We start from the raw sequence: 26,650 nt of genomic DNA on the forward strand, positions 1-26,650 counted from the left end.
AACGAAATTATTTTTTTAACAAAATAATCAAGTCGATTAATCGCGATGAATAACCAATTTCGTTATCGTACCAACCGACCACTTTGACCATTTTATCAATCACCGAGGTGAGTTGTGCATCAAAGAGACAAGAATTGCGATTGCCTAAAATATCTACGGATACGATAGGATCTTCGGTGTAAGCCAAAATCCCTTTTAGGTGCGATTCGGCCGCTTTTCGAAAAGCAGCATTAATTTCTTCGATAGTAACTTGTTTTTTTACATAGCAAGTAATATCTGTCAAAGAGCCATCAGGAACAGGAACACGAATGCCGCTGCCTCCGATTCGGCCTTCCATATCCGGAAAAATCTTGGTTAATGCTTTGGCTGCTCCGGTAGTTGTAGGCACGATCGATTGGCTGGCACCGCGGGCTCTGCGTAAATCTTTGTGCGGTTGATCGTGCAGGCTTTGGTCAGTAGTGTAGGAGTGAACCGTAGTGATGTAGGCTTGCTCAATACCGCATAATTCATTGATAACTTTAATCATAGGGGCGGCATTATTGGTCGTACAACTAGCGTTGGATACTATAGTTTCCGTTCCGTCTAAAATGTTTTCGTTTACCCCTAATACAACCGTTTTGATTTCGGGAACTTCGCTGGGAGCGGAGAGAATAACTTTTTTTGCTCCCGCGGCAAGATGTTGATTGATTTCAGAAAACAATTTGTATTTACCGGTGCTCTCAATGACAAAATCAACATTCGGCCATTGGAGATCTTGAATATTTCTTTCATGGAAGAAACGAAAATGTTGTCCGTCAACAATAATCGATTGCTCGTCGAAGGAAACATCATAAGGCAATACACCGTGTATGCTGTCGTATTTAATGAGATGTGCCATGGTACGATTATCGGCAATATCGTTAATAGCAACGACTTCAATACTCGGATGATGGAGTAGTAAACGGAACAAATTTCTTCCGATTCGTCCGAAACCATTGATGGCGATTTTAGTTTTCATTTGGTTCAATATGTATCAAAACATGTCCCAATTGAGGGATTTCTTTTCGCAAGGTGTCTTTAAGTAAGTGGGCAATATCGTGTCCTTCTTTTACCGATATTTCAGCATCAACAGTAGCATGGAGATCGACATGATATTTCATGCCTGCTTTCCGGATGAAACATTTCTCGGTATCGATAACCCCTTTCACCGTAAGGGAAACTTTTCGGATGTCTAAAATTAAGTCGTCGTAGAGATGTTCATCCATAATTTCTCCCAAAGCCGGTCGGAAAATAAGGTAACTGTTATACAAAATAAAACCGGAGGCAAAAAGCGCCGCCCAATCATCTGCCGATTCGTAGCCTTTTCCTAAAAATAGCGCTACCGAAATTCCGATGAAAGCCGCCACCGATGTTACTGCGTCGCTTCGGTGGTGCCAGGCATCAGCTTTTAATGAGGAGCTGTTGGTTTCTATTCCGCGTTGCATCACTTTTCTAAAGGAAAACTCTTTCCAAATAATGATACCGCCTAACACATAGAGTGTCCATGATTTAGGCAAGTCATGCGGGGTACCGATATTCAGGATGCTTTCGTAGGCGATGATGGTGGCCGATGTGATTAAAAAGCCTACCACTATAAAAGTAATTAAAGGTTCCGCTCTGCCGTGACCGTAGGGATGATTTTCATCGGCCGGTTTGTTGGCGTATTTTAAGCCGAATAACACTAAAAATGAAGCAAAGATATCCGTGGTTGATTCGATGGCATCGGCAATCAAGGCATAGGAATTTCCAAAGAAACCGGCCAATCCTTTCACTAATGCCAACAAAGTATTTCCGATTAAACTGAAATACGTGGCTTTGATAGCAGATTCTTGATGGCTGATTTCCATTGTGAAATTTATAAAATGTGCTTTTCGGCATGATACGACGAACGTACTAAAGCACCGCTTTCCACATGTCGAAATCCCATAGCTTTCCCTATTTTTTCGTATTTTTCAAATTGCTCAGGTGTGATAAATTCTTTAACCGGTAAGTGTTTTTTGCTGGGTTGTAAATACTGTCCGATGGTTACAATATCCACATGATTATCTCGTAAATCCTGCATGGTTTGGATGACTTCTTCTTCGGTTTCACCCAGTCCCAGCATGATACCCGATTTGGTTCTGCGGATTCCCTTTTCTTTGAGGTATTTCAACACCGCTAAGCTTCGGTCGTATTTGGCTTGGATGCGTACTTCGCGTGTCAAACGACGAACGGTTTCCATATTGTGAGATACTACTTCGGGATTGGCTTCTACGATGCGGTCTAACATTTTTTCGTTACCCTGAAAGTCGGGAATAAGCGTTTCCAAAGTGGTTTCGGGATTCATTCTTCGGATAGCCTGAACGGTTTCGAACCAAATAATGGAGCCCATATCTTTTAAATCGTCACGATCGACGCTGGTGATAACCGCGTGTTTGATTTTCATGATTTTGATAGAGCGCGCTACTTTTTCGGGCTCTTCCCAATCTACCGTCTCCGGACGTCCCGTTTTTACACCGCAAAACCCGCATGAACGGGTACAAATATTGCCCAGAATCATAAACGTAGCCGTTCCTTCACCCCAGCATTCTCCCATATTGGGACAGCTTCCGGAAGTACAAATGGTATTCAGCTTGTATTTATCTACTAAGCCTCTGAGCTCGGTATATTTTTGTCCGATGGGTAATTTGACTTTGAGCCATTTTGGTTTTGCAATCGGCTGGTTACTGTTGATGATTGATTCCATACTGTTTTTTTGCTTGGCAAAGATACAAAGGATGATTGAAGAATGGGTGTTTTAGATTTCAGAAAATGATGTTAAAAAAATGAATTTTAAAAGTAGGGGTTTGAATTATGATTCTACAAAATCCATGTGACGGTTGTGGGTTTCACTGATGGTCAACGTGGCATAAATGCCTAAGGCGAAGGCTACCAATCCTACGATAGCAGCGGCATTAATAACAGAGTGGCTTGCTTTAAAGTAGTCAAACCCAACAAGCATGATGGGCACCGTACCTCTTACCATATTGGGTACGCTGGTGGTAGCCGTGCTTCTGAGATTGGTGCCGAATTGTTCTGCCGAGACCGTAACAAACATCGCCCAGAAGCCACAGCCTAATCCAATCCATCCACAATAAAAGTAGTACATGTTTTCGGTTTTGGGACCGCTGAATAAGAGCAATGTGACACCTAAAAGGGTAAAAAGCAGCATGTACAAAATAGCTTTTTTTCGCGATTGCAATTGGTGGGAAAACCAACCGCTGCCAAAATCGCTGACCGAGGTGGAAATGTAGGTCCACATAATGGCTTTTCCGGGATCGATGGAAGCAATGCCCATTTCGGGTGCGAATTGATTGGCCATAAAAACCAATATGCCGATACAATACCATATCGGAACACCAATTAAAATGCATTTTACATATTTGGTAAAGAGCTTAGGCGAGGTGAAAAAGGCAAAGAAGTTGCCTCTTGAAATGGACTTGTCTTCTTTGACGGATTGAAACATACCGCTTTCCGCCACGCTGATACGCAACACCAAGAGCATTAAACCCAGTCCGCCACCGATAAAATAAGCAGTAGTCCAACTTCCGGCTAATTCTACGGTAAACTGCGCCACCACGGCACCCAACACCCCAAATCCGGCTACAATGGAGGTCCCCAAGGCGCGGAGTTCTTTGGGTAAGGTTTCGGAAACCAACGTAATACCGGCGCCCAATTCGCCCGCCAATCCAATTCCGGCGATGAATCGGAGCCAGGCGTAAATCATTCCTTTATCGGCGAAATCGAGTTGCGGTAAAAAGCCGCAGGCAATATTGGCTAACGAATACACGATTATGGATCCGAACAGTACCGAGAGTCGTCCTTTTTTGTCACCAAATACGCCCCAAAGGATACCGCCCAATACCAGTCCGATCATTTGGTAATTGATAATCAAGGTACCAACGGTGTCGGCTTCCAATCCTAAATCGTTGAGGCTTGAAATGCGGACAATGCCGAAGAGCAGTAGGTCATAAATATCTACAAAATAGCCTAAGGAAGCTATAATGACCGGAAATCCGAACAGGTGTTTTATCTTTTCTCGCGTGGTGAATTTTGTCATAGTTGGTTTTGGTTGCGATTCAAATATATATGATTTTGTGATGTAGTCGTTTACAACTTGAACAGAGATGTTAAATTTTTCTTTTTCATAGTTTAATCTTATCATAAATGCCATACATTTGTATATACAAGTATTAATCTAATGAATCGCGCTGATTTTATCAAGCTGGCAATAGGAGGAACAACCATGATGGCATTACATCCCTTATATAAGTGGTCTAAAGACCTTAAAGAAACGGATCAAAAAATGCCGGTATTATTTATTGGTCATGGTTCGCCCATGAATGGTATTGAAGACAATGAGTTTTCGCAAAAATGGCATCGTTTAGGGAAAGAGATTCCCAAACCCAAGGCTGTTTTAGTCATATCGGCGCATTGGCTTACTCAAGGCACCCATGTCACGGCCATGGAAAACCCGAAAACCATACACGATTTCGGTGGTTTTCCGCAAGCGCTGTTTGAGGTGCAATATCCTGCGAAAGGAAGTCCGGAATTGGCTTTAGAAACACAAAAAATAATTACATCAACTTCCGTAGGTTTGGATCACGATTGGGGATTGGATCACGGTACTTGGACTATTGTTCGTCACATGTATCCGGATGCAGATATTCCGGTGTTGCAGTTGAGTATCGATTACAAAAAACCGCCGCAATACCATTTTGATTTGGCTAAGGAATTAGCTTCTTTACGAAAAAAAGGGGTGCTCATCATCGGTAGTGGTAATATGGTGCACAATCTGCGTATGGTGGCTTGGGATAAACTCAACGAGCCCGAGTTTGGTTACGATTGGGCTCAGGAGATTAACACTGTTTTCAAAAACAAAATCAGTTCCGGGGATGCGCAATCGATGATTAATTACCAAAAATTAGGCAGTGCGGCACAATTGGCCATTCCGACGCCCGATCATTATTATCCGTTACTTTATACACTTGGTTTGCAGGAGAAAAAGGATGCCGTGTCTTTTTTTAATGACAAAGCTGTAGGAGGTTCACTGACCATGACTTCGGTACAATTCGGATAAATAAAAAAGGAAGCTAATGCTTCCTTTTTTATTACAGTTTCAACGCTTCTTTGGTTTTGGGTAGTAAAGCATCTTTATGAACTAATACCGAAATGGCTTTGAGTTTTAGGTAGGGTACACTCATGTAAACATAGCCGTCAATTCCCGATTTTGTGCCCCAAGAATTTTTGACTTTGTAATACACATTCCCTTTTTGGTCTCTGGCTTTTCCGACAATATGCATTAAATGATCATCGGTAGTGTTGTAATTTTCAAATTCGGCTTGGCGAAACTCCGGTGTAATTTTCATTTCGGGCTTAATTTCGGTAATACATTTCTCGGTATCTTCCTCTTTTTCCGGAATTACTGCTACGCCGTTTTTGGCCGAAAAAGTTTTCTCACTCACATCACTGTCTAAGGCTACTGTAAAACCACGTTCTATGGCATAGTCAATGTTGCTGACAAACTCGTCTAAAGGAACATTGTAAAAGAAACCGTTGGAGTAATTGTCGGGAATATTCAAAATAAATTGGGTATACATCGGTTGATGGGTGAACGATGTGATTGTCACATAATCGTTGAGGTTGATTTTGTAGGTTGCGGCAAGCTCTTTCGGACTAATCGTTTTTACCCCATCTGATTTTCCCATATAACGATTCAAAACATCGCTGTAGTCGGTTTTCCAATTGGGATATTTCAGAGGCGTTTCTGCCACGGCTTTTTTCAGAATTTCTTCTAATTCCACTACCATTTTGGAATGATCGTATTTATCTTCCGGGTTCAGTTTCCCGCTAAAATCGCTTTGCAAAGCCAATCCTTTTTGGGCAGCACTGTTGATGACATCATGATTTAAACCGCCTTCCCCGAATTGTGCTTTTCCTTGTCGCATTACATAATTATCAGCTTTGTCTAAATAATTGATTTTAACATTGTACATCTCCGATAAATCCAATTTTTTTCCGGAAGCTCTGATGATTTCGGCTTCTAGAAAAGAGGTGGATGAAAAACTCCAACAGGTTCCGGTGTTTTCTTGCGCCGTAACCGGAGTGGCTTCAATGTCTTTAACCGTTTGAAAATTATACTTTTGGGAAAACACTTGTCCGCTCAACAATAACAGCAAACCGCACAGGATATTTTTATTCATAAGATTATGTTTAGTGATGAGGTTAAACTCAAAAAATGATTTATTTTTACGCTAAAATAATGGTTTTAGTGAAGCCGGCGTTATTTTTAACTAAAAAGTAAGAAACCTGTAAAAGTTTGTTTTAAAATGAGTGCAATCAATTGGATTACCGCCAAAGAATTTGAAGATATCACCTATAAAAAATGCGACGGAGTCGCCCGTATAGCGTTTAACCGACCGAATGTACGCAATGCTTTTCGACCTAAAACAACCAGTGAATTATACCAAGCATTTTACGATGCCATGGAAGATACTTCTATAGGTGTGGTATTATTGTCGGCTGAGGGTCCGAGTACTAAAGACGGGGTTTGGTCTTTTTGTAGCGGCGGCGATCAGAAAGCCCGCGGGCATCAAGGCTATGTCGGAGAAGATGGTTACCATCGTTTAAATATCCTCGAAGTGCAGCGTTTAATCCGCTTTATGCCGAAAGTAGTTATTGCGGTGGTTCCGGGTTGGGCCGTTGGCGGAGGGCATAGTTTGCATGTGGTATGCGATTTAACACTGGCCAGTAAAGAACACGCTATTTTCAAGCAAACCGATGCCGATGTGACTAGTTTTGACGGCGGTTACGGTTCGGCGTATTTGGCCAAGATGGTCGGGCAAAAGAAAGCCAGAGAAATTTTCTTTTTGGGTCGAAATTACACGGCGCAAGAAGCACACGATATGGGTATGGTGAATGCTGTGATTCCGCATGATGAATTGGAGGCCACCGCCTACCAATGGGCGCAGGAAATTTTAGCCAAATCGCCAACCTCTATCAAAATGCTCAAGTTTGCCATGAACTTAACCGATGACGGCATGGTGGGTCAACAAGTATTTGCCGGAGAAGCCACACGTTTGGCGTATATGACGGATGAAGCGGTGGAAGGCAGAAATGCCTTTTTGGAAAAGAGAAAGCCTAACTTCGGGAAAAACAAATGGATTCCGTAATATAAATGATTTAATGGCTATGGATAATTTTACCAACGATACCATCGACACGACTACTTTGCCCAAGTATGAGGCGGTGGCCTTAACCCGTTTGCATCCCAATTATATCAAAGAAGTCATGTTATCCAGAGGATTGTTGTTACTAATTATCGCTATTGCTTTGGGACTCGGAATTGTTTTCGTAGACGAAATAGCGGCACAGCAAACCCTTTTTATAGGCGGTTATGTTTTGTTGGTATTTTTGATGCTGTTTCTGGCGTTTTTGGCCGTGAAGAAGAAAGCGTATGCGTTCAGAAATCACGATGTCATTTTTCGCAGTGGCATTATTGCCACTAATACTATGGTGATTCCCTATAACAGGGTACAACACGTGGCGTTGCACGAAGGCTTTTTGGCCCGTTTTTTCGGTTTGGCCAAAATTGAGATTTTCACAGCCGGCGGGGTGTCGAGTGATATTGAAATTCCGGGAATTGCCAAAGAGGAAGCCGAGAATATCAAGCAATTGTTGATGGGTAAAATTCAAAAACAATTGTAATGGAAACCCATTTTAATCAGCCGCAACGCCAATCTCCTATTGGAGTATTCGTGATTTTCTTTGAATCTGTTTTTCAGGTTTTGAAAGCTACGTGGCCGATTATTTTAGTCACATTATTAAAAGCGAAGCCCGGAGCTGTTTTTTACAGCTTCTTGGTTTTTTTGGGAGTTGTTGTTTTTTTGGGCATTTATTCGTTTTTTAAATACCGCAACTTTACGTTTTATATTGATGATGCGAATGATGAGTTTATCATCCACGACGGCATCATCAACAAAACCAAAACAACCATTCAGTTGCATAAAATCCAACAGGTGAATATCAAGCAATCGCTGATTCAAAGAATAATAGGTGTCTATGCTTTGGATATTGATACGGCGGGTAGCGAAAATAAGGAAGGCAATATCAAAGCGATTTCGCACGAATTGGCGGTCGCCTTGAAATCGAAGTTGCTCGAGAATGAGGGAAAAGTAACGGATGAGGTGGTTGTTGAAGAAGCCAAAACCGAATCCAGTGTCCCTTTTCTCAAAATCAATTTGTTGAGTTTACTCAAAATCGGAATTACGTCCGATTATGTAAAAAGTATCGGTTTGATACTTACGTTTTTCTTCACGGCGTATGAAAATTTGCATCAGGCCGGCGCCGAAGACATGATTAATACGGAAAAGATTGAAGGTTTTGTCGATCAGAATTCGGTTTGGTACAGCGCTTTGGTGTTCGTACTGCTGATGTTTACGGTTATTTTCGTCATCAATATAGCACGTACCCTGATTAAGTTCTTTAATTATACGGTATCGCAACAAAAAGGATCTTTTGTGTTGTCTTATGGTTTAATTAATACCAAGAGCACCATTTTGAAACCTGAGAAAGTTCAGATAACCAAAGTATCTCAGAATTATTTTCAAAAAAAACTCAATGTACTCGAAATCAAAATCCGACAAGCGTTGAGCAGTGAAAAGCACGAAAAAAAAGCCATTATTGAAATCCCCGGTTGCAACGCACACGAACGCGATGAAATTTTAAAATTGTTATTTAAAGAATTGCCGCAAAAAGGAACGATGATGCAGCCTAATTTTCGCAAATTACTATTTTCGGTATTTCTGCTCATTGTTGTACCTTTAACGGGCTATTGGTTGTTGGGAACGTATGCCGATGAAACGCTTTTTGATTTTATCAATTTGGCTTTTGTATACGTTATTTTTGTGTTTGCAATTTTGTTTTTCGGATTCAGAAATTACCGATTGTTCATTAACAGTCGCCATATCATCAAGCAAAGCGGTGCTTGGGATATTGATAATGAAATCATCCCAATCGAAAAAATTCAAGCCATTACTACTTCGCAGTTGTTTTGGCATAAAAGTTTAAATATCGGTTCACTGACGTTGCATACTGCAGGAGGTAATGTTACCTTTCATTTGGGTCAATTTGATAAAATTAAAGCGTATGTAAACCTTTGGTTGTACGAAATCGAAACGTCCGATAGTAATTGGATGTAAATTGAAGTGTAAAGAAAAATTAAAATTTAATAGTTAACATCAATATGAAACACTGGATTCAAGCCGCGCGCGTCAGAACTTTACCATTATCGGTATCCGGAATTATCGTGGGAAGTTTTTATGCCATGTCGCAAGGGATGTTCAATTGGTATATCGTGGCCTTTGCCTTGCTTACGACTTTAGGATTGCAAATTTTATCCAATTTTGCCAACGACTACGGAGACGGTGTCAAAGGAACCGATAACGAAGACAGAGTCGGGCCCAAGCGCGCCATACAAAGCGGCAGTATTTCGGCGGCAGCGATGAAGCGGGCGATGGTCATTACATCATTAATTACCCTGGCTTTTGCGGTGCTTTTGATTTATTTCGCTTTCAAGCTGCACGAAAATTATCTGAAATATTCCCTGTTTTTCTTAGTCTTGGGTATTCTGGCTATTGCCTCGGCTATTCGTTATACGGTGGGTAAAGGCGCTTACGGATATCGGGGTTACGGCGATTTGTTTGTGTTTATTTTCTTTGGTTTGGTGAGCACTTTTGGTGTTTATTTTATGTTTTCCAAAAGTATCGATTGGTTGCTTTTGTTGCCGGCCACAGCGATTGGTTTTTTGAGCGTTGGCGTGCTCAATCTGAACAACATGCGCGATGAAGAAAGCGACAGAAAATCGGGTAAAAACACTATGGTCGTTAAGAATGGCGGCGCTTGGGCTAAGAAGTATCATTTTTTCTTAATTATCACAGCTATGGTGTTGGTGTTGTTATTTGCGTTTTTAAACGATTTTCATTTCGATCAATACATCTTTGTGGTGGCTTATTTTCCAATGGTTAGCCATTTGCTGACGGTGTATCGAAACAAAAACCCGAAACTCTTAGATCCGGAACTCAAAAAGTTAGCCATCAGTACGTTTTTATTGGCGGTGTTGTTGGCCTTATGCCTCATTTATTTTATTTCCGATATTGTGGTAAATTATGTATAATCAAAAAATAAAGTCATGAAAATAACCTTTTACGGACACTCTTGCATTGGGATTGAAGTCAGCGGAAAGCATATCATCGTCGATCCGTTTATTTCGGCCAATCCCAATGCGTCTCACATTGATGTAAACAGTCTGAAAGCCGATTATATACTAATCACTCACGCACACCAAGATCATATTTTAGATGTGGAAACCATTGCCAAAAATAACAATTTAGTCATTGTTTCCAATTGGGAAATCGCTACGCATTACGGGAATAAAGGGTTTCAAAATCATCCGATGAATCACGGTGGCAGTTGGTCATTTGATTTCGGCAAAGTGAAATATGTTAACGCTGTTCACTCGAGTTCCTTTCCCGATGGCTCTTACGGTGGCAGCGCCGGTGGTTTTGTCATTGAAGGCGAGCATAAAAACATTTATATCTCCGGTGACACTGCTTTAACGATGGATATGAAATTGATTCCGATGCGAACCCAACTCGACTTGGCCGTTTTTCCTATTGGGAATAATTTTACGATGGATGTGGAAGACGCTATCATGGCAGCTGATTTTGTGGGCTGTGATAAGATTTTAGGGTGTCATTACGATACGTTTGGTTTCATCGTTATCAATCATGAGGAAGCGAAGAAAAAATTCTTTGATGCCGGAAAAGATTTGATGCTCTTGCGGATAGGCGATAACCTTTCGCTGTAAAATCAATTGTAAAAAGACCAAGAGTGCCAAAAATGGCACTCTTATTGTTTTTCAGGACAAAAAATAAATCATGAAATTAGTATCTTTTATTACCGCCCTTTTCATAACCACGGCGGTAATGGCGCAAAGTAAAGAAGGGGAATGGGACGCCGTTCGGGCCACCAATGAAACGGTCAACTTAGGGGCGGGTAAGCGCGTGTATGTAAAAACTGTTGACTTTCCTGCAGGGACCACCGAATTAGTCTATCGTATTTCCTTATTGGACGACAATCAAAAAATGAGTACCAGTTTGGTTTCTTTACTGAAAGCCATTCCCGATCCGAGTGGCATTAGTCAGGGAGCGGCCGGCGCGGTTTTCTTACTGTCTACTATTTCCGGCGACGACAAGTGTACCTTTGCGGTTTTTACCGAAGAAGCCGATGCCATTCAGTATCAAAAAACCGGGGCGGCTAAAAATGCTTGTTTTATTCAAAACGAGCCGGTGAACAAAGCGGCACGGTTGTTTTCTGAAAATACGCAGTGTGTGCCGACGGGTGTAAAACGACTTTATTTTGGCTTTCAAAGCGAGAATTGGGTGATGAAACAAAAAATTGTTTTAGAAGTGGTGCCATGGGTGGATGCCAATTTAAAAAAAGGTTGGAATACCGAAACCAAAAAAGAAGTCATCGATTGGATTAAAACCTTGCCGGTTACCCAAAGACTCTTGCAAAAAGAGTTGTTTACGGGCTATTTCGTGGTTCGCGTGTCACAAAAGTATTCCTATGCCGAGTATAAAAAGTTATTGCCGTCAGAGCGTGTTACTATGGCGGCGCAACTCACGGAGGAATGTTTGCAAAAGTCGGGCTTGCGCAACGAATATTTGGAAGCCGTCAGAAAAGAGGCTATCCAACTACAGGCAGCCGGCAAAATGAATGAAGCGATGGCACTGATGCAAAAAGAAATAGTGGATATGCAAAAAGCCAAAGATGCCGATTATGCCTTGCTGGGTTCTTTGTGTTTGTTCACCAAACAGTTTATCAAAGCCGAAGAGTGGTGCCTTAAAGCGATTACTTTGAATCCGTCGGAAGTGGCGTATCAACTCCAATTAGCCCATATTTATATGTTTACCGACCGGCTAAAACAAGCCAAAGCGATTCACGAACAGTACCAACAAAACCATCTTTCCAACTATAAAAGTTGGGCTGCTCAAACCAAACTCGATTTTGAGCAGTTTGAAAAAAAAGGTTTTGACACCCGAAATTTCAAAAAGATTTTACGCGTTTTAGAGTGAGAAAATGAAAGCAACCTACCATCAATACATCCTGAATTTTAAAAACCCATCGGGTACTTCTCGAGGCGTTTTAACCCAAAAAGAAACCTGGTTTATTGTGTTGGAGCAAGACGGAAAAAAGGGCATAGGAGAGTGCGGTATTTTGCGTGGTCTTTCGGCAGACGACAGAGATGATTATGAAGAAAAATTAAAATGGACTTGCCAAAATATTCATTTGGGAGAAGCAACATTGTGGCAGGAATTAATCGAATTTCCGTCGATTCAGTTTGGCGTCGAAATGGCTTTTTTGTCTTTGAAGAGTGATGATCCGTTTGTTTTATTCCCTTCCGATTTTACTTCCGGACAGCAATCAATTCCGATTAACGGTTTGGTTTGGATGGGCGATGAAGCCTTTATGAAGGATCAAATTGAGGCCAAAATTGCGCAAGGTTTTTCGTGTATTAAAATGAAAATCGGAGCGATTGATTTTGAAAAAGAAAAGGCTTTATTGCGTTTTATTCGGGAACATTTTGATGAAAACACCATGGAAATCCGAGTCGATGCTAACGGTGCTTTTGATGGAAATGAAGCTTTAGATAAAATAAATCAAATTACTGGTTTTAAATTACATAGCATTGAGCAACCGATTCAAAAAAATAACACTGACATCATGTCAGTGTTGTGTAAAAATACGAATTTATCTATAGCTTTGGACGAGGAACTCATTGGGGTGTTTTTACCGGAAGACAAAGAAAAATTGCTGCAAAAAATCAGACCGCAATACATCATTTTAAAGCCGAGTTTCATCGGTGGATTTCGCGGCACCCGAGAATGGATTGCCTTAGCCGAAAAGTTTCAAATTGGTTGGTGGATTACATCGGCCTTAGAGAGTAACATTGGTTTAAACGCCATTGCCCAATTTACATTTACACTTCAAAATCCGATGCCGCAAGGATTAGGAACCGGAAGCTTGTACACCAATAATTTTGATTGTCCGTTGGAAGTGGCACAAGGACAACTTTGGCATCGACCTAATCGAAATTGGACGCTGACTGAATTCTTTTTATAATGAGAAAAACCTGTTCTAAAGAACAGGTTTTTTTCTGTTTTCGGACTATTTACTCCAATCAATTTTTCGGGAAAAACACATCACAGCGGCTAAGATTAAAAACAATCCGATGCTGCCCACCAACAAGGCGTAATCTTCCATTTGAATAATGACGTAGATAAAAGTGTACAATACGGTTAATGCCGTTCCGATGAATAGCGGAAATTTTTTATTCTTTAAAATGGATACCGAATAGAGCGTAATTAAGACTACTATCGCTAGGCCCGAAATGGCGTAAGCCGTTGTAAAACTACTGTGCTCGGTAATCGAAATTAACAACGTATAAAACATTATGAGTGCAATCCCAATCATAGCGTATTGAAAAATGTGAATGTTGATTTTACTGATGGATTGGATTAAAAAGAAAATCAGAAACGTTAATCCGATGACTAAAAAACCATATTTGGAAACCCGTTCATTTTGCTGGTACTCATCGACGGTTTCTATAAACTTTACACCAAAGGTATAATCGTCCAAATCGGGCAAAGCATTGACGTGTTGTTGCGAAAAAGTTCGATTGATGTCCAATATTTTCCAGTCGGCATGAAATCCTTTGGTGTTGATGGTTTTGGTCGTGTCATTGGCGGCGAACGATCCTTCAAAACTCGGGGAGTCCCAATCGGAATCAATGCTTACCGTAGTGACTTTTCCAATCGGAATAAAATTAATGCGGTTACTACCGTTGTAGGTAATGTTGAAATGGAAGTTGATTTTGGCATCCGGTGCCAATGTTTTATAGTCGAACAGATTGGTAGCCAAAATACTGTACTCGCTTTTTTCATTGTTTTGCGGTTCAAACGACAGTTTTTGGTCGTTGAGCTGAATTTTCAACTCGCTTTTGATGCTTTTTAAGTTCGTCGTTTTTACGATTACCGATGCCTTATTCCACAGTACGTTCTCATCAGCAATGTTGAGTTTGGCAAAATCGGGCTTGGTGAAATGGCCCTTAAACTGCATATCCGACGTAAAAACAATTGGTTGGTAGAGTCCGCGTTTCAGCGACTCATTCTTTTTGACCACCGATTGGTTGTTGAGTTCATTCGGAAAGCAATACACATAATTAACCGTTGCTTTTTTTTGAATGGTTGTTACGCCGGTTTTGGTATCGGTTACGTTATAATTTTCAAATGAAGTATACGGCACCTTTAAAATCGGGCCGTAAAAAACAATGTCGCTTCCCCAAAGTGTAGCCACTTCGTCAACCACTTCCAGTTTGCGTTGTGATCGTTCTTTAATTAAATCTTGCACAAAAAATAGCGGGATGAGCAGGAATAGAGTCAGTAAACCTACCAATATCATTTTGGCGGTATTGGATTGAAAAAATGATTTTTCTTCGATGTGGGTGTTTTCTTGATTTTCCATGGGTATTAATTTTAGTTTGAATAAGTGTGACGAATAACAATGTAGAAATACAATACGGCAATTGGAATGTTCGCCAGTAGCAGTAGTATTTTAATGCATAACAGTTCCCGATTTTTGGGTTCAAAGCAAAAGCGATAGACCAAATGCAGTACTACCGTACCGTTGACCACGGCGGCAATCATGACGTAGTAAAAGCCGAGAATAATCCATATAGGTGTTGTTGGAAAAAGCAGATAGAATAGGAGCATTAAAGTCCCAATGAGGAACGAACCCAGAGCGATATACGTCGGAAATCGATCGTAGTTGCTTTGTTTGTAACCAAATAGTGTTTCCATAGTTATTGAATATTAAATGTGTTTTGAATGTTTTGAATCGGTTGTGTCAGCATTTTGTCAAAAGCCAAGTCGTAGAATCGATGGGCCATTTTGCCTCTTTGATACTGCTTGTAAAAGGATTTCAAATGCGACCCGTAGAAAAGCGTTCCGAGACCGATGACCAAGATAAGATAGGCACTTCTTTTGCCATTACCCCATAAATAGTATTGCATGCCAATTTCCTCGGGTACCGAAACTCCGGTGTTGGTAAGTACATGAATGATGTCGTGGTCTTCTAATTTGGGTTGTAATTCAAAATTATAGCGCAGTAAAAAGCAACCGAGATGAAAGCCTAAAGTATCCTCAGGATAACGAATCAATTGTGGGATGCTGATATCCCAAGCTTCGTTTTTTTTGTAGAATTTTTGATAAGGCTTTTTGCTCCATTCGTACATTTTTTCGAGGATAAGTGCTCTCATATTTTAATTTTAAAAGTACTTTGAAAATCAAAGTAAATGAATAAAAAAAAGGGTTACGTTTTGGATATTAATTTTTCTAAAGCGTCTAAATGATCTTTAAAGGCTTGTCGGCCTTCGGTTGTGACGCTATAACGGGTATTGGGTTTTTTACCGATGAATTGTTTTTCAATCCGAATATAGTTTTCGCTTTCCAAGGCTTTGGTATGGCTCGCTAAGTTACCATCGGTCACACCGAGCAGTTCCTTCAGCATGTTAAAGTCGGCACTTTCATTTACCATCAAAATCGACATAATACCCAAACGAATACGATGGTCAAAAGCTTTGTTGATATTTTGTATGATGTTCTTCACTAATTAATTTCTATCGTATTTATAATACATTACCGCACCATAAATAATATGGCAAATTCCGAATCCTAAAATCCAAAAATACAAGCCGAATCCGGAGAACTCTACGGCTAATAATCCTAAAACGATTTCGGTAATACCCAAATAACGTATATCCCTTAAGGTATATTTGCTGGCATTCACACAAGCTAATCCGTAAAAAATGAGTGTTATCGGAGCAATTAAGCCATATACGCCGTTTTTTAATAAAAGTAAGGCCAAAATACCACCCGTGAACAACGGAATGCAAAAATTAATTAACAGTCTTTTCGACGAAGGATTCCATACTTTTTCGCCAATTTTTTTGGCTTTTTGTACCGTCATGATGTAGGAAGTAATTAACGAAAGGACCAGCACCACCATAGCGGTTGCAACAATCAGTTTGAAGGTGGTGCTCTCCAGTGTGATGTATCCCGATGGATGGTTGTCTATCAAAACCGTTACTACTACTGCACCGCCCAAAGCATACAAACCGGCTAAAATTCCCGATAAACCGCTGAGCGATATAAACTGGGTCGATTGTGACATCATTTGCTTAATGTCTTGCAGGTCTTTCAAATAATCTTTTGTTTCCATATAAAAGTACTTTGAAAAACAAAGTAAGTGAATCTTTTTTCGACAACCAAATGTTTTTTAAATTATTTTTGAAAAAATATTCCCCATGAAAAAACTAGCTCTCTCGTTATTCCTTTTTACCGCTTTTTTACAGGCTCAAACCCAAGATGAGCAAATGTTACGAAAGTTATACACTACTGCCTTAACCGATTCTAAATGCTATGCTTGGTTGGAGCATTTGTCCAATACCATCGGACAACGCATGTCGGGTTCCGATGGAGCGGCCAAGGGGGTGCTTTATACCCAAAAAGAATTAGAGGCTTTAGGATTAGATCGTGTTTTTTTGCAAGAAGTAATGGTGCCGAAATGGGTGAGAGGGGCAAAAGAAACGGCCTATATCGTAGATAAAAAAAATAAAACCGAGGTGCCGATTTGTGCGTTGGGCGGTTCTGTCGCCACACCAAAACAAGGTATTACTGCAGAAGTTGTTGAGGTGCATACCCTCAAAGAGTTGGAAATACTAGGGGAAGACAAACTGAAAGGGAAAATTGTTTTTTACAATCGTCCGATGGAGCCCGAAAATATTGATGCCTTCGTTTCGTATGGAAGATGTGGTGATCAGCGGAGGGCAGGAGCTATGGAAGCCTCAAAGTTTGGTGCTGTAGGCGTTATTGTTCGTTCCTTAAATTTAAGATCCGATGATTTTCCACATACCGGTGCTACGAGTTATGGCGATTTAATCGATGAACAAAAGATACCCGCAGCAGCTATCAGTACAAATGGAGCCGATTTGTTGAGTCGGAAGCTAAAAGCCAATCCGCACTTGCAATTCTACATGAAGCTGTCTTGTCAATCGTTGGGTGAAGTGCTTTCGCACAATGTGATTGGAGAAATCAAAGGCACCGAACATCCCGAGAGAATCATGGTGGTGGGCGGTCATCTCGATTCATGGGATTTGGGCGATGGTTCCCACGATGATGGCGCCGGTTGTGTGCAAAGCATGGCCGTTTTAGAGTTCTTTAAAAAGTTACAGTACAAACCCAAAAATACCATTAGGGTAGTATTGTATATGAATGAAGAGTTTGGAGGGAAAGGCGGTAAGAAATACGAAGAGTTATCAAAAGCCAATAATGAAAATCACATTTTTGCTTTAGAAAGCGATGCCGGTGGATTTTCTCCCCGTGGGTTTTCTTTTGAATGTGATGATGCTAATTTTGCCAAAATCAATGGCTGGAAGCCGTTGTTTGAACCCTATTTGATTCATAATTTTTTCAAGGGTCATACCGGTTCGGATATTCATCCTTTAACTTCCGAGAAGATTGTCAAAGCCGGTTTGCGTCCCGATTCTCAACGCTATTTTGATTACCATCATGCGGCGAATGATACTTTTGATGCCATTAACAAACGCGAATTGGAACTGGGTGCAGCTACAATGGCAGCCTTGGTATATTTGTTTGATCAATACGGAATAGATTAGTATGCCTAAGTTTTGGTTTCACGTCCTTCAAATCCTATCTTATTTTGGATTTATATTGCTCGTTACCGGTGTCATAAGCATCGTTAAGGACTTGTACTCCCGTCCGGAAGATCCGGCATTTAAAATAGGGTACGGCCTTGGCGCCGTATTCATTTTTGGTCTGCTGTTTTGGCTGAATGCTCAATTATACCGATATAGTTCGAGAAAAATAAAAGCTAACACATAACTGATTTTGAAGCCTACCGAGTTATACATCCTTAATCAACCCGAACCCTACAGAAGCATGCTGTTGCATATTGTCTCCGTGGTCGAACATGCGTTACCTAATGTTACTTTGGAGTTCAAATGGGGTATTCCGTATTTCTATTATAAGAAAAAGCCATTGTGTTATTTGAATGCCAGTCACAAGCATCAATATGTAGATGTGGGGTTTGCCAGAGGTTTTCAATTGACTCAAAATACAGCCTTTCTGATAGCCGATAAGGGTAGAAATACCGTAAAGTCTCTTCGCTATCGCAGTTTATATGAAATTGATAATGAAGTTTTAACAGCGGTATTAGCAGAAGCTCAAAACTTATACTAAAAAAAACGTCCCGAAATTTTCGGGACGTTTTTCTTTCTATTGTTCTCGGTTTACATATATCCAACCGGTTTTGGCAGCTTGATTATCGTTGAATTCGATGACATAGTAATAGGTGCCATCCGGTAATTCATCGCCTTTATCAGATTGACCGCCCCATTGGTTAGTATATCCTGATTTGCTGTACACTTTCATACCGTATCTGTTAAAGATAGTTAAGACTCTTACATTATAATCTGTTAAATCAAAGAAATCATTAAGACCATCTCCATTTACCGAGATACCTTTTTGGATTCCGCAATACAAACGATCGACAATGAAATCATGAGTAGTGAAACAGCCATTAGCATCCGTTACAGTAAGTGTAAAGGTTATAGGAGGTACTTCTGTTGTTGGTGTTGATGCCAAATATTCAGCGGCATTGAATGCCGGTGAATTCCCAACTACCTGTCCACTACTGTTAAACCAAGCGAATGTTGCAGTGTCTTCATTAAATGATGGTGTAAGCGAATTGAATTGTAAAGTAAGATCGTCATCGATACAACTTTCCGTAATTTCAAAATCAAAACTATTCAATACCGTTACCGATAGAGTTCCGTTGGTTGCACATTGTCCGGGATCCGCTGTAAAGGTGAAGTTAAAAGTTCCAGCAGTGCTACTATCAATAGTAGCCGGTGACCAAGTCCCTGTAATTCCTTGAACGGATGTAGTGGGTAAGGTTGGCGGATTAATTTCTCCCAAACACACATTAGCAATGGCATTGAACGTTGGTGTTACGTTCGGATTAACCGTTATAGTCATGGTAGTGGTAGCTGCACACTGACCTGCCGTAGGAGTAAACGTGTACGTGGTAGTCGCGGTATTGTTTAATGCCGGTGTCCAAGTACCGGTGATTCCTTCGATAGAAGCAGTTGGTAATGCACTTAACGTTTCTCCGCTACAAATAGCGGCCACTTGCGTAAAGGTTGGCAAGGCAGGTGGCGTTACATTTACGGTTAATGTTCCGGATGCAGCACATTGTCCCGCATTTGGTGTGAACGTGTAAGTAGCCGACTGTGTATTGCTAATCGTTGACGGATTCCATGTACCGCTAAACCCTTCTAATGACGTAGCCGGGAATGATACAGCATCGCCATTACAAATAGTAATAGAGGTAAAGGTAGCGGTAACAGTAGCATTCACGTTTATGGTTCCGGTTTGTGCAGCAGGATTACAACCTCCTGAGGTTGTTACCACATAGTTGAATACTCCGTCTTGTGTAGGTGTACCGCTGATTACAAAATTACCGGTACCACTGTCATAAGTGCCGGTCACTCCACTTGGTAATCCGGTCACACTCACAGACGTCGCATTAGCTGAACTATAAACAATATCCACAATTGGTGTGTTCACACAAACGGTTTGTATATTGTTAGAAGAGGTTAAGTTCAAACTAACCGCAGGCGAAATAGTTACCGTTCCCGAAGCAGGAGCAGAGCTACATTCTGCTGAAGTTATCGTAACGGCATCAAGGAAATTACCCACACTCGGATCGCCACCGGTACTGGATACCGATACGAATCGGATGGTGTAGTTGCTTCCGCCTGAAAGCGGAATGGTATAATTTAAGTTATGTAAAACCCAAGCCGTATTACCATCGGTGAAATTGCCTAAACTTACATATGGTCCGCCCACAGGGCCGATTTCAACACCTACAGTGTCATTGCCTTGGCGTCCTCTGTGAGCAAATGAAATTTGCAATTGAGCGCCCGGATAGGTGGTGAAATCTTGAGAAATGGTGGCAATCGAATTCCCGTTCATTTCAATAAATTGACCACCTTGGTAAGCAAATACATTTTCAAATCCGGCAGGAGGCCAAACTTCTAAGATGCCATCAGCTGCAGAAGTATCCCAACACGGAACAGCACTTTCATTGAGCATGTTCGGGAACTGACCGGTTGCTGTAGGGTTTTCAAAGCTACCGTTACAGAAAGAAGTACCGATAGGAGTGATAACTACAGTATAAGTACCGGCCACACTGGTATTGAAGCTGGCCACGTTACCCGGATTGGTCACTCCTGTCGGAACGGTCCAAGTGTAATTGTATGAACCCGGTGTTTGAGGAGTTGCTGTTATAGTCGTACTTTGACCGGTACAAATAGAAGCACTGTTCACAGTGACAACAGGCGCTCCCGGATCGGCCAACGTAATCACTTGTGTATTCGTTCCCGAGCATAAAGCCGTGCTTAAACTAAAGTTGGAATAAACTCCGGCATTTAATCCGGTGAGTACAATTAACCCATTGGCATCGGCGGTCAAGGTTAACGGACCAACATTGGCGGTGTCATCGGTATACGAAACGGTATACACTTGGTTTGGTGTCAATGAAGATAACGTAATCGAACCGGTGTTGCTGTTACAAGTTACCGGATTAGTCCCAGCTACCGAAACAGTAAACGGTGCATTCAAAGTAATCACATCGGTGGAACTAAAGGCACAACCGTTTACGGTAAAATTAAAGTTGGTATAAACACCTACGTTTAATCCGTTCAATGTGTAAGAACCGCTCGCATTAGAGTTGATGGTTACCGGGCCTACCGGAGAACCATCATCAGTATAGGTCATACTAAAACTGGTGCTTGGTGCTAAGTTACCTATAGTGATGCTACCATCGGTGGCAGTACAGGCAGTAGGATTAACAAATGTATACGTAGGGTTGTTTTGTAAAGTGTAGGTAGCGATGAAGTTGGCTCCGTTATTATTAATAAGGATGGTATCATCACATTGTGACGTCGAATTAACATCTCCGGTCACATCATAATACACCTCTAATACATAATCACCCGCAGGGAATGCCGTTAAGTCAACCGGCGATTCTGCATCGGTTAACACTTCCTGCCATTTTTGATCTCCGGTATTACATGGACCACCTGTTGGGAATGTTCCTCCGGAGCAGTCATCAAAGAAAGGTAAATTGATAACGGAGAAAGCACCCGGAGTTCCGGATTGCGGATAGATTCTGTAATACAAATTGGCACTACAAACATTGGCTGTAGCACTTTTGAATGTTTTTAATTCGGCTCCTCTTAATTTCAACGTATTAGAGTTTGAAATATAAGTTCCGAAATCATTGTTGGTAAAAATATTTTGAGCCGGACCAATAATTGAAGTGCCCGATCCCATAGTGTTGTAGAATTCACCCGAGTCACAATCCGTTACCCAAACGGCATTGGCAAAACTTCCGAAAGCACAGTTTTGATAAACAGTTACCGACATGGTGGTAGTAGCGGCGCATTGCCCCGGATTAGGGGTAAACGTATAGGTCGCGGTTTGCGTATTATCTACAACCGCAGGCGACCATGTACCCGTAACTCCGTTAGATGAAGTAGCTGGTAATGTTGGTGCCGTGTCTCCGCTACAAATAGGGGCCGGAGAAATAAAAGTTGGAATTACCGTTGGTGTTACCTGAACCGTCACGGTCACTTGAGCAATACAACCTTGGTCACTTGGCGTGAAGGTGTATGTTCCGGTCACGGTATTGTCTACGATAGCCGGATTCCAAGTTCCGCTGTAACCGTTGTTGGACATGTTCGGTAATACCGGAGCGGTTTCATTTTGACATATATCCGTATCGATAGTAAAGGTCGGAACGTTAAGCGGATTTACAATTAAATTGAAAGATCTGATTTCATAACATCCCGTGATATTGTTTTCGATTCTCACATAAACGGTTTCCGTGTATTGCGTAACATTGGTATACTGTGTAGGATGCGGATTCACTTCGCCAACAGCATCAGCATTCGAGGCATAATATGTTACGGTATAGTTAGCAGTATCCAAAGAACCTAAAGCCGAAGCATTATTCGTGCTCAAATCAAATAAAGCATAGCCCGAATTATCACAAGCTGTTAAATTGTTCGGAGTTCCCGGTACAAAAGGATCATAATATTCGATAGTGATAGAGTCACTTGAAGAACACGTAGTATTGATGTATTGAACTGAAACCCCATAAACTCCCGGTTGGTTGATGGTAAGATTTGGTCCTGTTTCATTCGGAATTACATTGGTACCGTTAGTCCAGGTAAAAGTGTAAAGCGCCGGATCTAAACCGGTTGAAATGGTATAACTGGTACCGGCACAAAGCGCAGTATTGTTCGCCTGAAGAAAATCGTCTCCCAGGTCGATATTTCCGATATCTAAACTTCCTCCTTCCAAAAATACAGCAGAGTCAAAAGCGTTATCCAATCGGTCTGCAATCACCAACTTGATATGGTATTGATTACCCGGTGTAACGGTTGAAGTAGCAGTAAGCGGCACAGTCACCCCATTGAAGTTGGTTGGGGAACTTAACGGATCTAAACCACCGAAACCATAGAAAGCATCAAAATACTGTGGATTTACAGAAGCACAAGCATTGTTGTACTGCTGATCGCGAATGGTCACAACAGATACCGGTGTAGTCGTATTAGGAACTACCGCTAAATTGGTTGTTACTCCGGTGCTAAGGTCGGTCAATAAGAAGGCAAATGCATCAGAATAGTCACATTGGAAAGTACCATACTCTTCAGAGGCAAAAATAAAGTTAAAGTTAATGGTGTTTACTAAAGGGACGAAATCAAATTCTAATCTCGAAGCATTACGAGAGTTCATAGGGTTTCCGGTTGCTGCCAAGATAATAGCTTCCAATTGCGGATCTCCCGTCCAAGCCTGAATACCATCACTTAATGTGGTGGTATTTGGTCCCGGAGCACTCAAAGCATTCCCCGAAGTTAATACGATACCATCTGCAAATGGGAACGTTGAACCGTTCTGGTTAAAATAACCGATACCATTGGTAGAACCAAAGTTAGAACCGGTTGAAGCAGTGACATTGGTTACCGTTGCACAAGTGGAATTTAAGAATACATCTTCCACCAATTGTGTTATAGTGTATTGGTTGGTGTTAGTGCTTATAGGTGGCGGAATAGTACCGATACAAACATCAAAAGTAGAAGTTTGTCCGGCTGTGGCAGTCCACGTATATACTCTTATGTAATAGGTTTGACCAACCGTTAAACTGTTGGCAATACTTTCATTGTTATCGCTACAATACAATTGAGTTAAACTTCCGCAAGAACCGCTGTATAAAACATGGAATAAATCAGTAGTACTTCCGGCAACGTTAGTTAAATTAATACTGTGTGTAGTGGCAGTAGCCACAAATGAGAACCACACATCGTCATCATCGGTTCCGCCACAAGTATTAGGTTCAGTCGAAGCAGTAGCACCTATAACCGTACCCGAAGCAAATTGTACGCAATCGGTGTCCGGATTTACCGGTACATTAATAGCATTACTACATTCGTCGTTAGAAATTAAAGTCGCAAATGTTACCGGGTTCGACCATAAACTGATGTCTGAATCACTACAGAACGAACGAACATACACTTTATATTGTGTTCCCGAGTTTAAGCCGTTATAGGTAAAAGGGTTTGTGTTGGCAGTAACCCAGCCCGGAGTGGTAGCATCAGGAGCCGGTGCAGAGGCCGGTAAAAATAGTACTTGCCATGAAGTGGCACTTCCAATTTCGGTCCATGATACGGTAGCACCGTTTTGAGTGATTGCCGAAACTGCCACGGCAGTTGGTCTCGGACAAGTTGGAGGCGGATTACAGGTTACATTGGCAATCCATCCCGGATTGTTAACCGAACCATCACTGCGGAATCGGAATGTTAAACACCCGTCAACACTGGAAGAGGTAAACGGACCGGGTATATCGGTTCCCCAATAGCCTCCCGGAAGACCGCCCGGAACGTTTGCTGCCGGATTCGTGCTGGCAATTTGAGGGGCAGCAATCGAATTTCCGTCAAATACGTAAAGGGCATCCCAGTTGGCTTCGGTATTAAATGAGGTAAAAGTTACGGTAACTTGCTCTCCAGGAACAGTAGGGCAAATGGTTACCGTAGAATCTGAATTGTTAGGGTAATTTGCTGCAGGACCACCTACATCCACAAAATTACCGCCACAAACCGGTGGTGCTACTTGTGTTGTGATAGTTCTCGGACCTGCCCAGGTACTTACACCATCCACACCACAGTTTCCTCTTACATACAGGTCATAACAAGTAGTTGGATTCAATCCGGTAATTACAAAAGGATTTGAGGTGGTTGGTACCCATCCTGTTGAACCTGCGGTAGGTGCCGGAGAGCCACATGGTAAGGCTAAAACCTCCCAGGATGTTGCTGCACCAACATTAGTCCATCCTAAAGTAGCGGCATTTGACGTTACATTAGTAGCGGTTAATCCGGTAGGTTGTTGACATGCCGGTGCCGGTGCACAGGTAATATTAGCTATCCATCCCGGATTGTTCACGAAACCATCACTTCTGAAACGGAATGTCAAACAGCCATCCGGACTGGATGAAGTGAAAGGTCCCGGTATAGCAGTTCCCCAATACCCGCCAGGAAGTCCTCCGGGTACATTGCCGGCACCATTAGCACTGGCAATTTGCGGAGCCGCAATTGAGTTTCCGTCAAAAACATACAGGGCATCCCATGTCGCTTCGGTGTTAAACGATGTAAAGGTAACAGTGACTAATTCACCCGGTATAGTAGGGCATATAGTAACTGTTGAATCGGAATTATTAGGGTAGTTTGCCGCTGGTCCGCCCGGATCCACAAAGTTTCCACCACAAACCGGTGGGGATACTTGCGTTGTGATGGTTCTTGGTCCGGCCCATAAACTCACTCCGTCTGTACCACAATTTCCTCTTACATACAAATCATAACAAGTGGCAGAGCTTAACCCCGTAATAGTAAACGGATTGGTCGAAGCTGCTTGCCACCCTGTTGATGCTGCTGTTGGGGCGGGGGAACCACACGGTAAAGCCAAAACTTCCCAAGAAGTGGCTATACCAACGTTCGTCCATCCTAAGGAAACAGAGTTAGACGTAATTGTAGTAGCTGTCAAAGCAGTTGGTTGTTGACAAACGGGTGGTGGAGCACAAGTAACATTGGCAATCCACCCCGGATTATTAAACGAGGCATCACTTCTGAAACGGAATGTCAGACATCCGTCCGGACTGGATGAAGTAAAAGGTCCTGGTATAGCTGTTCCCCAGAAGCCTCCGGCCAATCCGCCCGGTACATTTCCGGCACCATTGGCGCTTGCTATTTGTGGGGCTGCTATAGAGTTTCCGTCAAAAACATACAAGGCATCCCAGTTGGTTTCAGTATTGAATGAGGTAAAGGTAACCGTAACCTGCTCACCCGGTATGGTTGGGCAAATAGTAACGGTTGAGTCGGAATTATTAGGATAATTTCCTGTTGTTCCTCCGGCATCAACAAAGTTTCCGCCACATTCCGGTGGGGCTGCTGATGTAGTAAAAGAGCCGGATGCGGTTGACCATTCACTTGAATAACCGGTATCACATAAAGCTTTTACATAAAAAGTGTACGAAGTATTCGGTTGCAATCCGGTTACAACATAAGGAAGAGTTCCGTTGTAAACGGTTCCAACTCCGGTTGGCGTTCCCGGCGAAGCCACAATCTCTATTTCCCATGAAGTGGCACCGCTTGGATTAAGCCAATTCAAACTGGCTCCGTTTTGTGTTACTCCGGAGAAAGTTAAGCCGGTTGGCGTAAGGCATTTAGAATTGATGCTGACACAGTCAATCAACCATCGGTCCCCATCCAGTGTAGTCCCAGGTTGCGTAAAAACTTTTACAAAGGAGACATATACTTGTTGTCCGGCAAAGGCAGACAAATCAACTATTTTTTCTTCATAGATATTAAAAGTCGCAGTTAAATCAGCTTCAGTCCATTGTTGCACCAAGGTGCTGTAAGCGGCGGGGTTGGTTTGTGAAGCACTTCCCGGTGCCACCTTAATCTGATATAGGGTACCTTGATTTCCGGTTGCAAAACTTCGGGTAAAGAAGTGCATTTCACCATTTGCCGGAATGGTAACCAAAGGAGTGGCTAAATAATCTTCGGAGGTATTCCCCTGACCAATATTTTCCCGATTTACGTAGGCTGCATTGGTGCCTTCATACACAATGGGTGGCGAGGCCACAGTGGAGTTAATTCCCCATCGCTGTCCAAGTCCTACACCGTTGTCAAAAACAGCCCAATTACCGGTGCCGAGCGTCCATGTGGTAGATGGTAACGGGTTGGGTCCTGTTGTCGATTCAAAACATTCTGTTGCCATTTGGGCAAAACCCGAAATGGAAAAGAAAGAGGCCAATAACAATAACGTAATTTTTTTCATAATGTTGGTTTTTG

At 41.9% G+C, this 26,650-nt stretch carries 20 protein-coding genes and 1 pseudogene; 10 read left to right on the plus strand and 11 right to left on the minus strand.

What is annotated here, in order from left to right:
- Positions 1–7: 7 nt before the first annotated feature.
- From gap to QHT84_RS04625, 4 genes are all read right to left on the minus strand, one after another.
- On the minus strand, positions 8–997 hold the full coding sequence (gap, locus tag QHT84_RS04610) for a type I glyceraldehyde-3-phosphate dehydrogenase (protein WP_283238380.1): 990 nt from the start codon (positions 995–997) through the stop codon (positions 8–10).
- Entirely contained in the window at positions 987–1,865 is an 879-nt protein-coding gene (locus QHT84_RS04615) for a cation diffusion facilitator family transporter (RefSeq protein WP_407649232.1), read from the minus strand. The genes gap and QHT84_RS04615 overlap by 11 nt, the downstream gene beginning before the upstream one ends.
- 8 nt (positions 1,866–1,873) lie before the next feature.
- Positions 1,874–2,743, minus strand: a complete 870-nt coding sequence (gene lipA, locus QHT84_RS04620) for a lipoyl synthase (RefSeq protein WP_283238381.1) — start codon at positions 2,741–2,743, stop codon at positions 1,874–1,876.
- A gap of 105 nt (positions 2,744–2,848) precedes the next feature.
- Positions 2,849–4,096: an MFS transporter gene (locus QHT84_RS04625; RefSeq protein ID WP_283238382.1), complete on the minus strand. Its 1,248-nt coding sequence runs from the start codon at positions 4,094–4,096 to the stop codon at positions 2,849–2,851.
- 186 nt (positions 4,097–4,282) lie between these two features.
- Between QHT84_RS04625 and ygiD the strand changes: the two genes are divergently transcribed.
- On the plus strand, positions 4,283–5,116 hold the full coding sequence (gene ygiD / locus QHT84_RS04630) for a 4,5-DOPA-extradiol-dioxygenase (RefSeq protein ID WP_456071406.1): 834 nt from the start codon (positions 4,283–4,285) through the stop codon (positions 5,114–5,116).
- A gap of 31 nt (positions 5,117–5,147) precedes the next feature.
- Here ygiD and QHT84_RS04635 read toward each other — a convergent pair whose 3' ends face one another.
- Complete coding sequence (locus QHT84_RS04635) at positions 5,148–6,239, minus strand: C1 family peptidase (RefSeq protein WP_283238384.1); 1,092 nt, start codon at positions 6,237–6,239, stop codon at positions 5,148–5,150.
- Between the two features lie 123 nt (positions 6,240–6,362).
- On the opposite strand from QHT84_RS04635, the pseudogene QHT84_RS04640 reads away from it, so the two are divergent.
- From QHT84_RS04640 to QHT84_RS04670, 7 genes and pseudogenes are all read left to right on the plus strand, one after another.
- Positions 6,363–7,208: pseudogene (locus QHT84_RS04640) on the plus strand (1,4-dihydroxy-2-naphthoyl-CoA synthase); the annotation flags it as partial.
- A 19-nt stretch (positions 7,209–7,227) separates the two neighbouring features.
- Positions 7,228–7,743, plus strand: a complete 516-nt coding sequence (locus QHT84_RS04645; protein WP_283238385.1) for a PH domain-containing protein — start codon at positions 7,228–7,230, stop codon at positions 7,741–7,743.
- Positions 7,743–9,236 carry a PH domain-containing protein gene (locus QHT84_RS04650; protein WP_283238386.1) on the plus strand — a complete coding sequence of 498 codons (1,494 nt, stop codon included), beginning with the start codon at positions 7,743–7,745 and terminating at the stop codon, positions 9,234–9,236. The genes QHT84_RS04645 and QHT84_RS04650 overlap by 1 nt, the downstream gene beginning before the upstream one ends.
- 44 nt (positions 9,237–9,280) lie before the next feature.
- Positions 9,281–10,210: a 1,4-dihydroxy-2-naphthoate octaprenyltransferase gene (gene menA / locus QHT84_RS04655; RefSeq protein ID WP_283238387.1), complete on the plus strand. Its 930-nt coding sequence runs from the start codon at positions 9,281–9,283 to the stop codon at positions 10,208–10,210.
- A gap of 15 nt (positions 10,211–10,225) precedes the next feature.
- A complete protein-coding gene (locus QHT84_RS04660; RefSeq protein ID WP_283238388.1) occupies positions 10,226–10,903 on the plus strand; it encodes a metal-dependent hydrolase in 678 nt (225 codons plus the stop codon).
- A gap of 70 nt (positions 10,904–10,973) precedes the next feature.
- Complete coding sequence (locus QHT84_RS04665; protein WP_283238389.1) at positions 10,974–12,173, plus strand: tetratricopeptide repeat protein; 1,200 nt, start codon at positions 10,974–10,976, stop codon at positions 12,171–12,173.
- A 4-nt stretch (positions 12,174–12,177) separates the two neighbouring features.
- Positions 12,178–13,221 carry an o-succinylbenzoate synthase gene (locus QHT84_RS04670; protein WP_283238390.1) on the plus strand — a complete coding sequence of 348 codons (1,044 nt, stop codon included), beginning with the start codon at positions 12,178–12,180 and terminating at the stop codon, positions 13,219–13,221.
- Positions 13,222–13,266: 45 nt separating this feature from the next.
- Here QHT84_RS04670 and creD read toward each other — a convergent pair whose 3' ends face one another.
- The 5 genes from creD to QHT84_RS04695 are packed head-to-tail and all read right to left on the minus strand — an operon-like array spanning position 13,267 to position 16,377.
- On the minus strand, positions 13,267–14,622 hold the full coding sequence (gene creD, locus QHT84_RS04675) for a cell envelope integrity protein CreD (RefSeq protein WP_283238391.1): 1,356 nt from the start codon (positions 14,620–14,622) through the stop codon (positions 13,267–13,269).
- Positions 14,623–14,633: 11 nt separating this feature from the next.
- Positions 14,634–14,957, minus strand: coding sequence for a hypothetical protein (locus tag QHT84_RS04680; RefSeq protein WP_283238392.1), 324 nt, complete (start codon positions 14,955–14,957; stop codon positions 14,634–14,636).
- 2 nt (positions 14,958–14,959) lie between these two features.
- On the minus strand, positions 14,960–15,415 hold the full coding sequence (locus QHT84_RS04685; RefSeq protein ID WP_283238393.1) for a hypothetical protein: 456 nt from the start codon (positions 15,413–15,415) through the stop codon (positions 14,960–14,962).
- A gap of 53 nt (positions 15,416–15,468) precedes the next feature.
- Complete coding sequence (locus QHT84_RS04690) at positions 15,469–15,765, minus strand: winged helix-turn-helix domain-containing protein (protein WP_283238394.1); 297 nt, start codon at positions 15,763–15,765, stop codon at positions 15,469–15,471.
- A 3-nt stretch (positions 15,766–15,768) separates the two neighbouring features.
- Positions 15,769–16,377: a hypothetical protein gene (locus tag QHT84_RS04695; protein ID WP_283238395.1), complete on the minus strand. Its 609-nt coding sequence runs from the start codon at positions 16,375–16,377 to the stop codon at positions 15,769–15,771.
- A gap of 85 nt (positions 16,378–16,462) precedes the next feature.
- Between QHT84_RS04695 and QHT84_RS04700 the strand changes: the two genes are divergently transcribed.
- Both QHT84_RS04700 and QHT84_RS04705 read left to right on the plus strand, forming a co-directional pair.
- Entirely contained in the window at positions 16,463–17,833 is a 1,371-nt protein-coding gene (locus tag QHT84_RS04700) for a M28 family peptidase (RefSeq protein WP_283238396.1), read from the plus strand.
- A 232-nt stretch (positions 17,834–18,065) separates the two neighbouring features.
- Positions 18,066–18,416, plus strand: a complete 351-nt coding sequence (locus QHT84_RS04705) for a DUF1801 domain-containing protein (RefSeq protein WP_283238397.1) — start codon at positions 18,066–18,068, stop codon at positions 18,414–18,416.
- 36 nt (positions 18,417–18,452) lie between these two features.
- On the opposite strand, the gene QHT84_RS04710 is transcribed toward QHT84_RS04705, so the two are convergent.
- Positions 18,453–26,636 carry a choice-of-anchor L domain-containing protein gene (locus QHT84_RS04710; RefSeq protein ID WP_283238398.1) on the minus strand — a complete coding sequence of 2,728 codons (8,184 nt, stop codon included), beginning with the start codon at positions 26,634–26,636 and terminating at the stop codon, positions 18,453–18,455.
- Between the last annotated feature and the right edge of the window lie 14 nt (positions 26,637–26,650).

The sequence above is a fragment of the Flavobacterium sedimenticola genome (assembly GCF_030053345.1).
Taxonomy (GTDB): domain Bacteria; phylum Bacteroidota; class Bacteroidia; order Flavobacteriales; family Flavobacteriaceae; genus Flavobacterium; species Flavobacterium sedimenticola.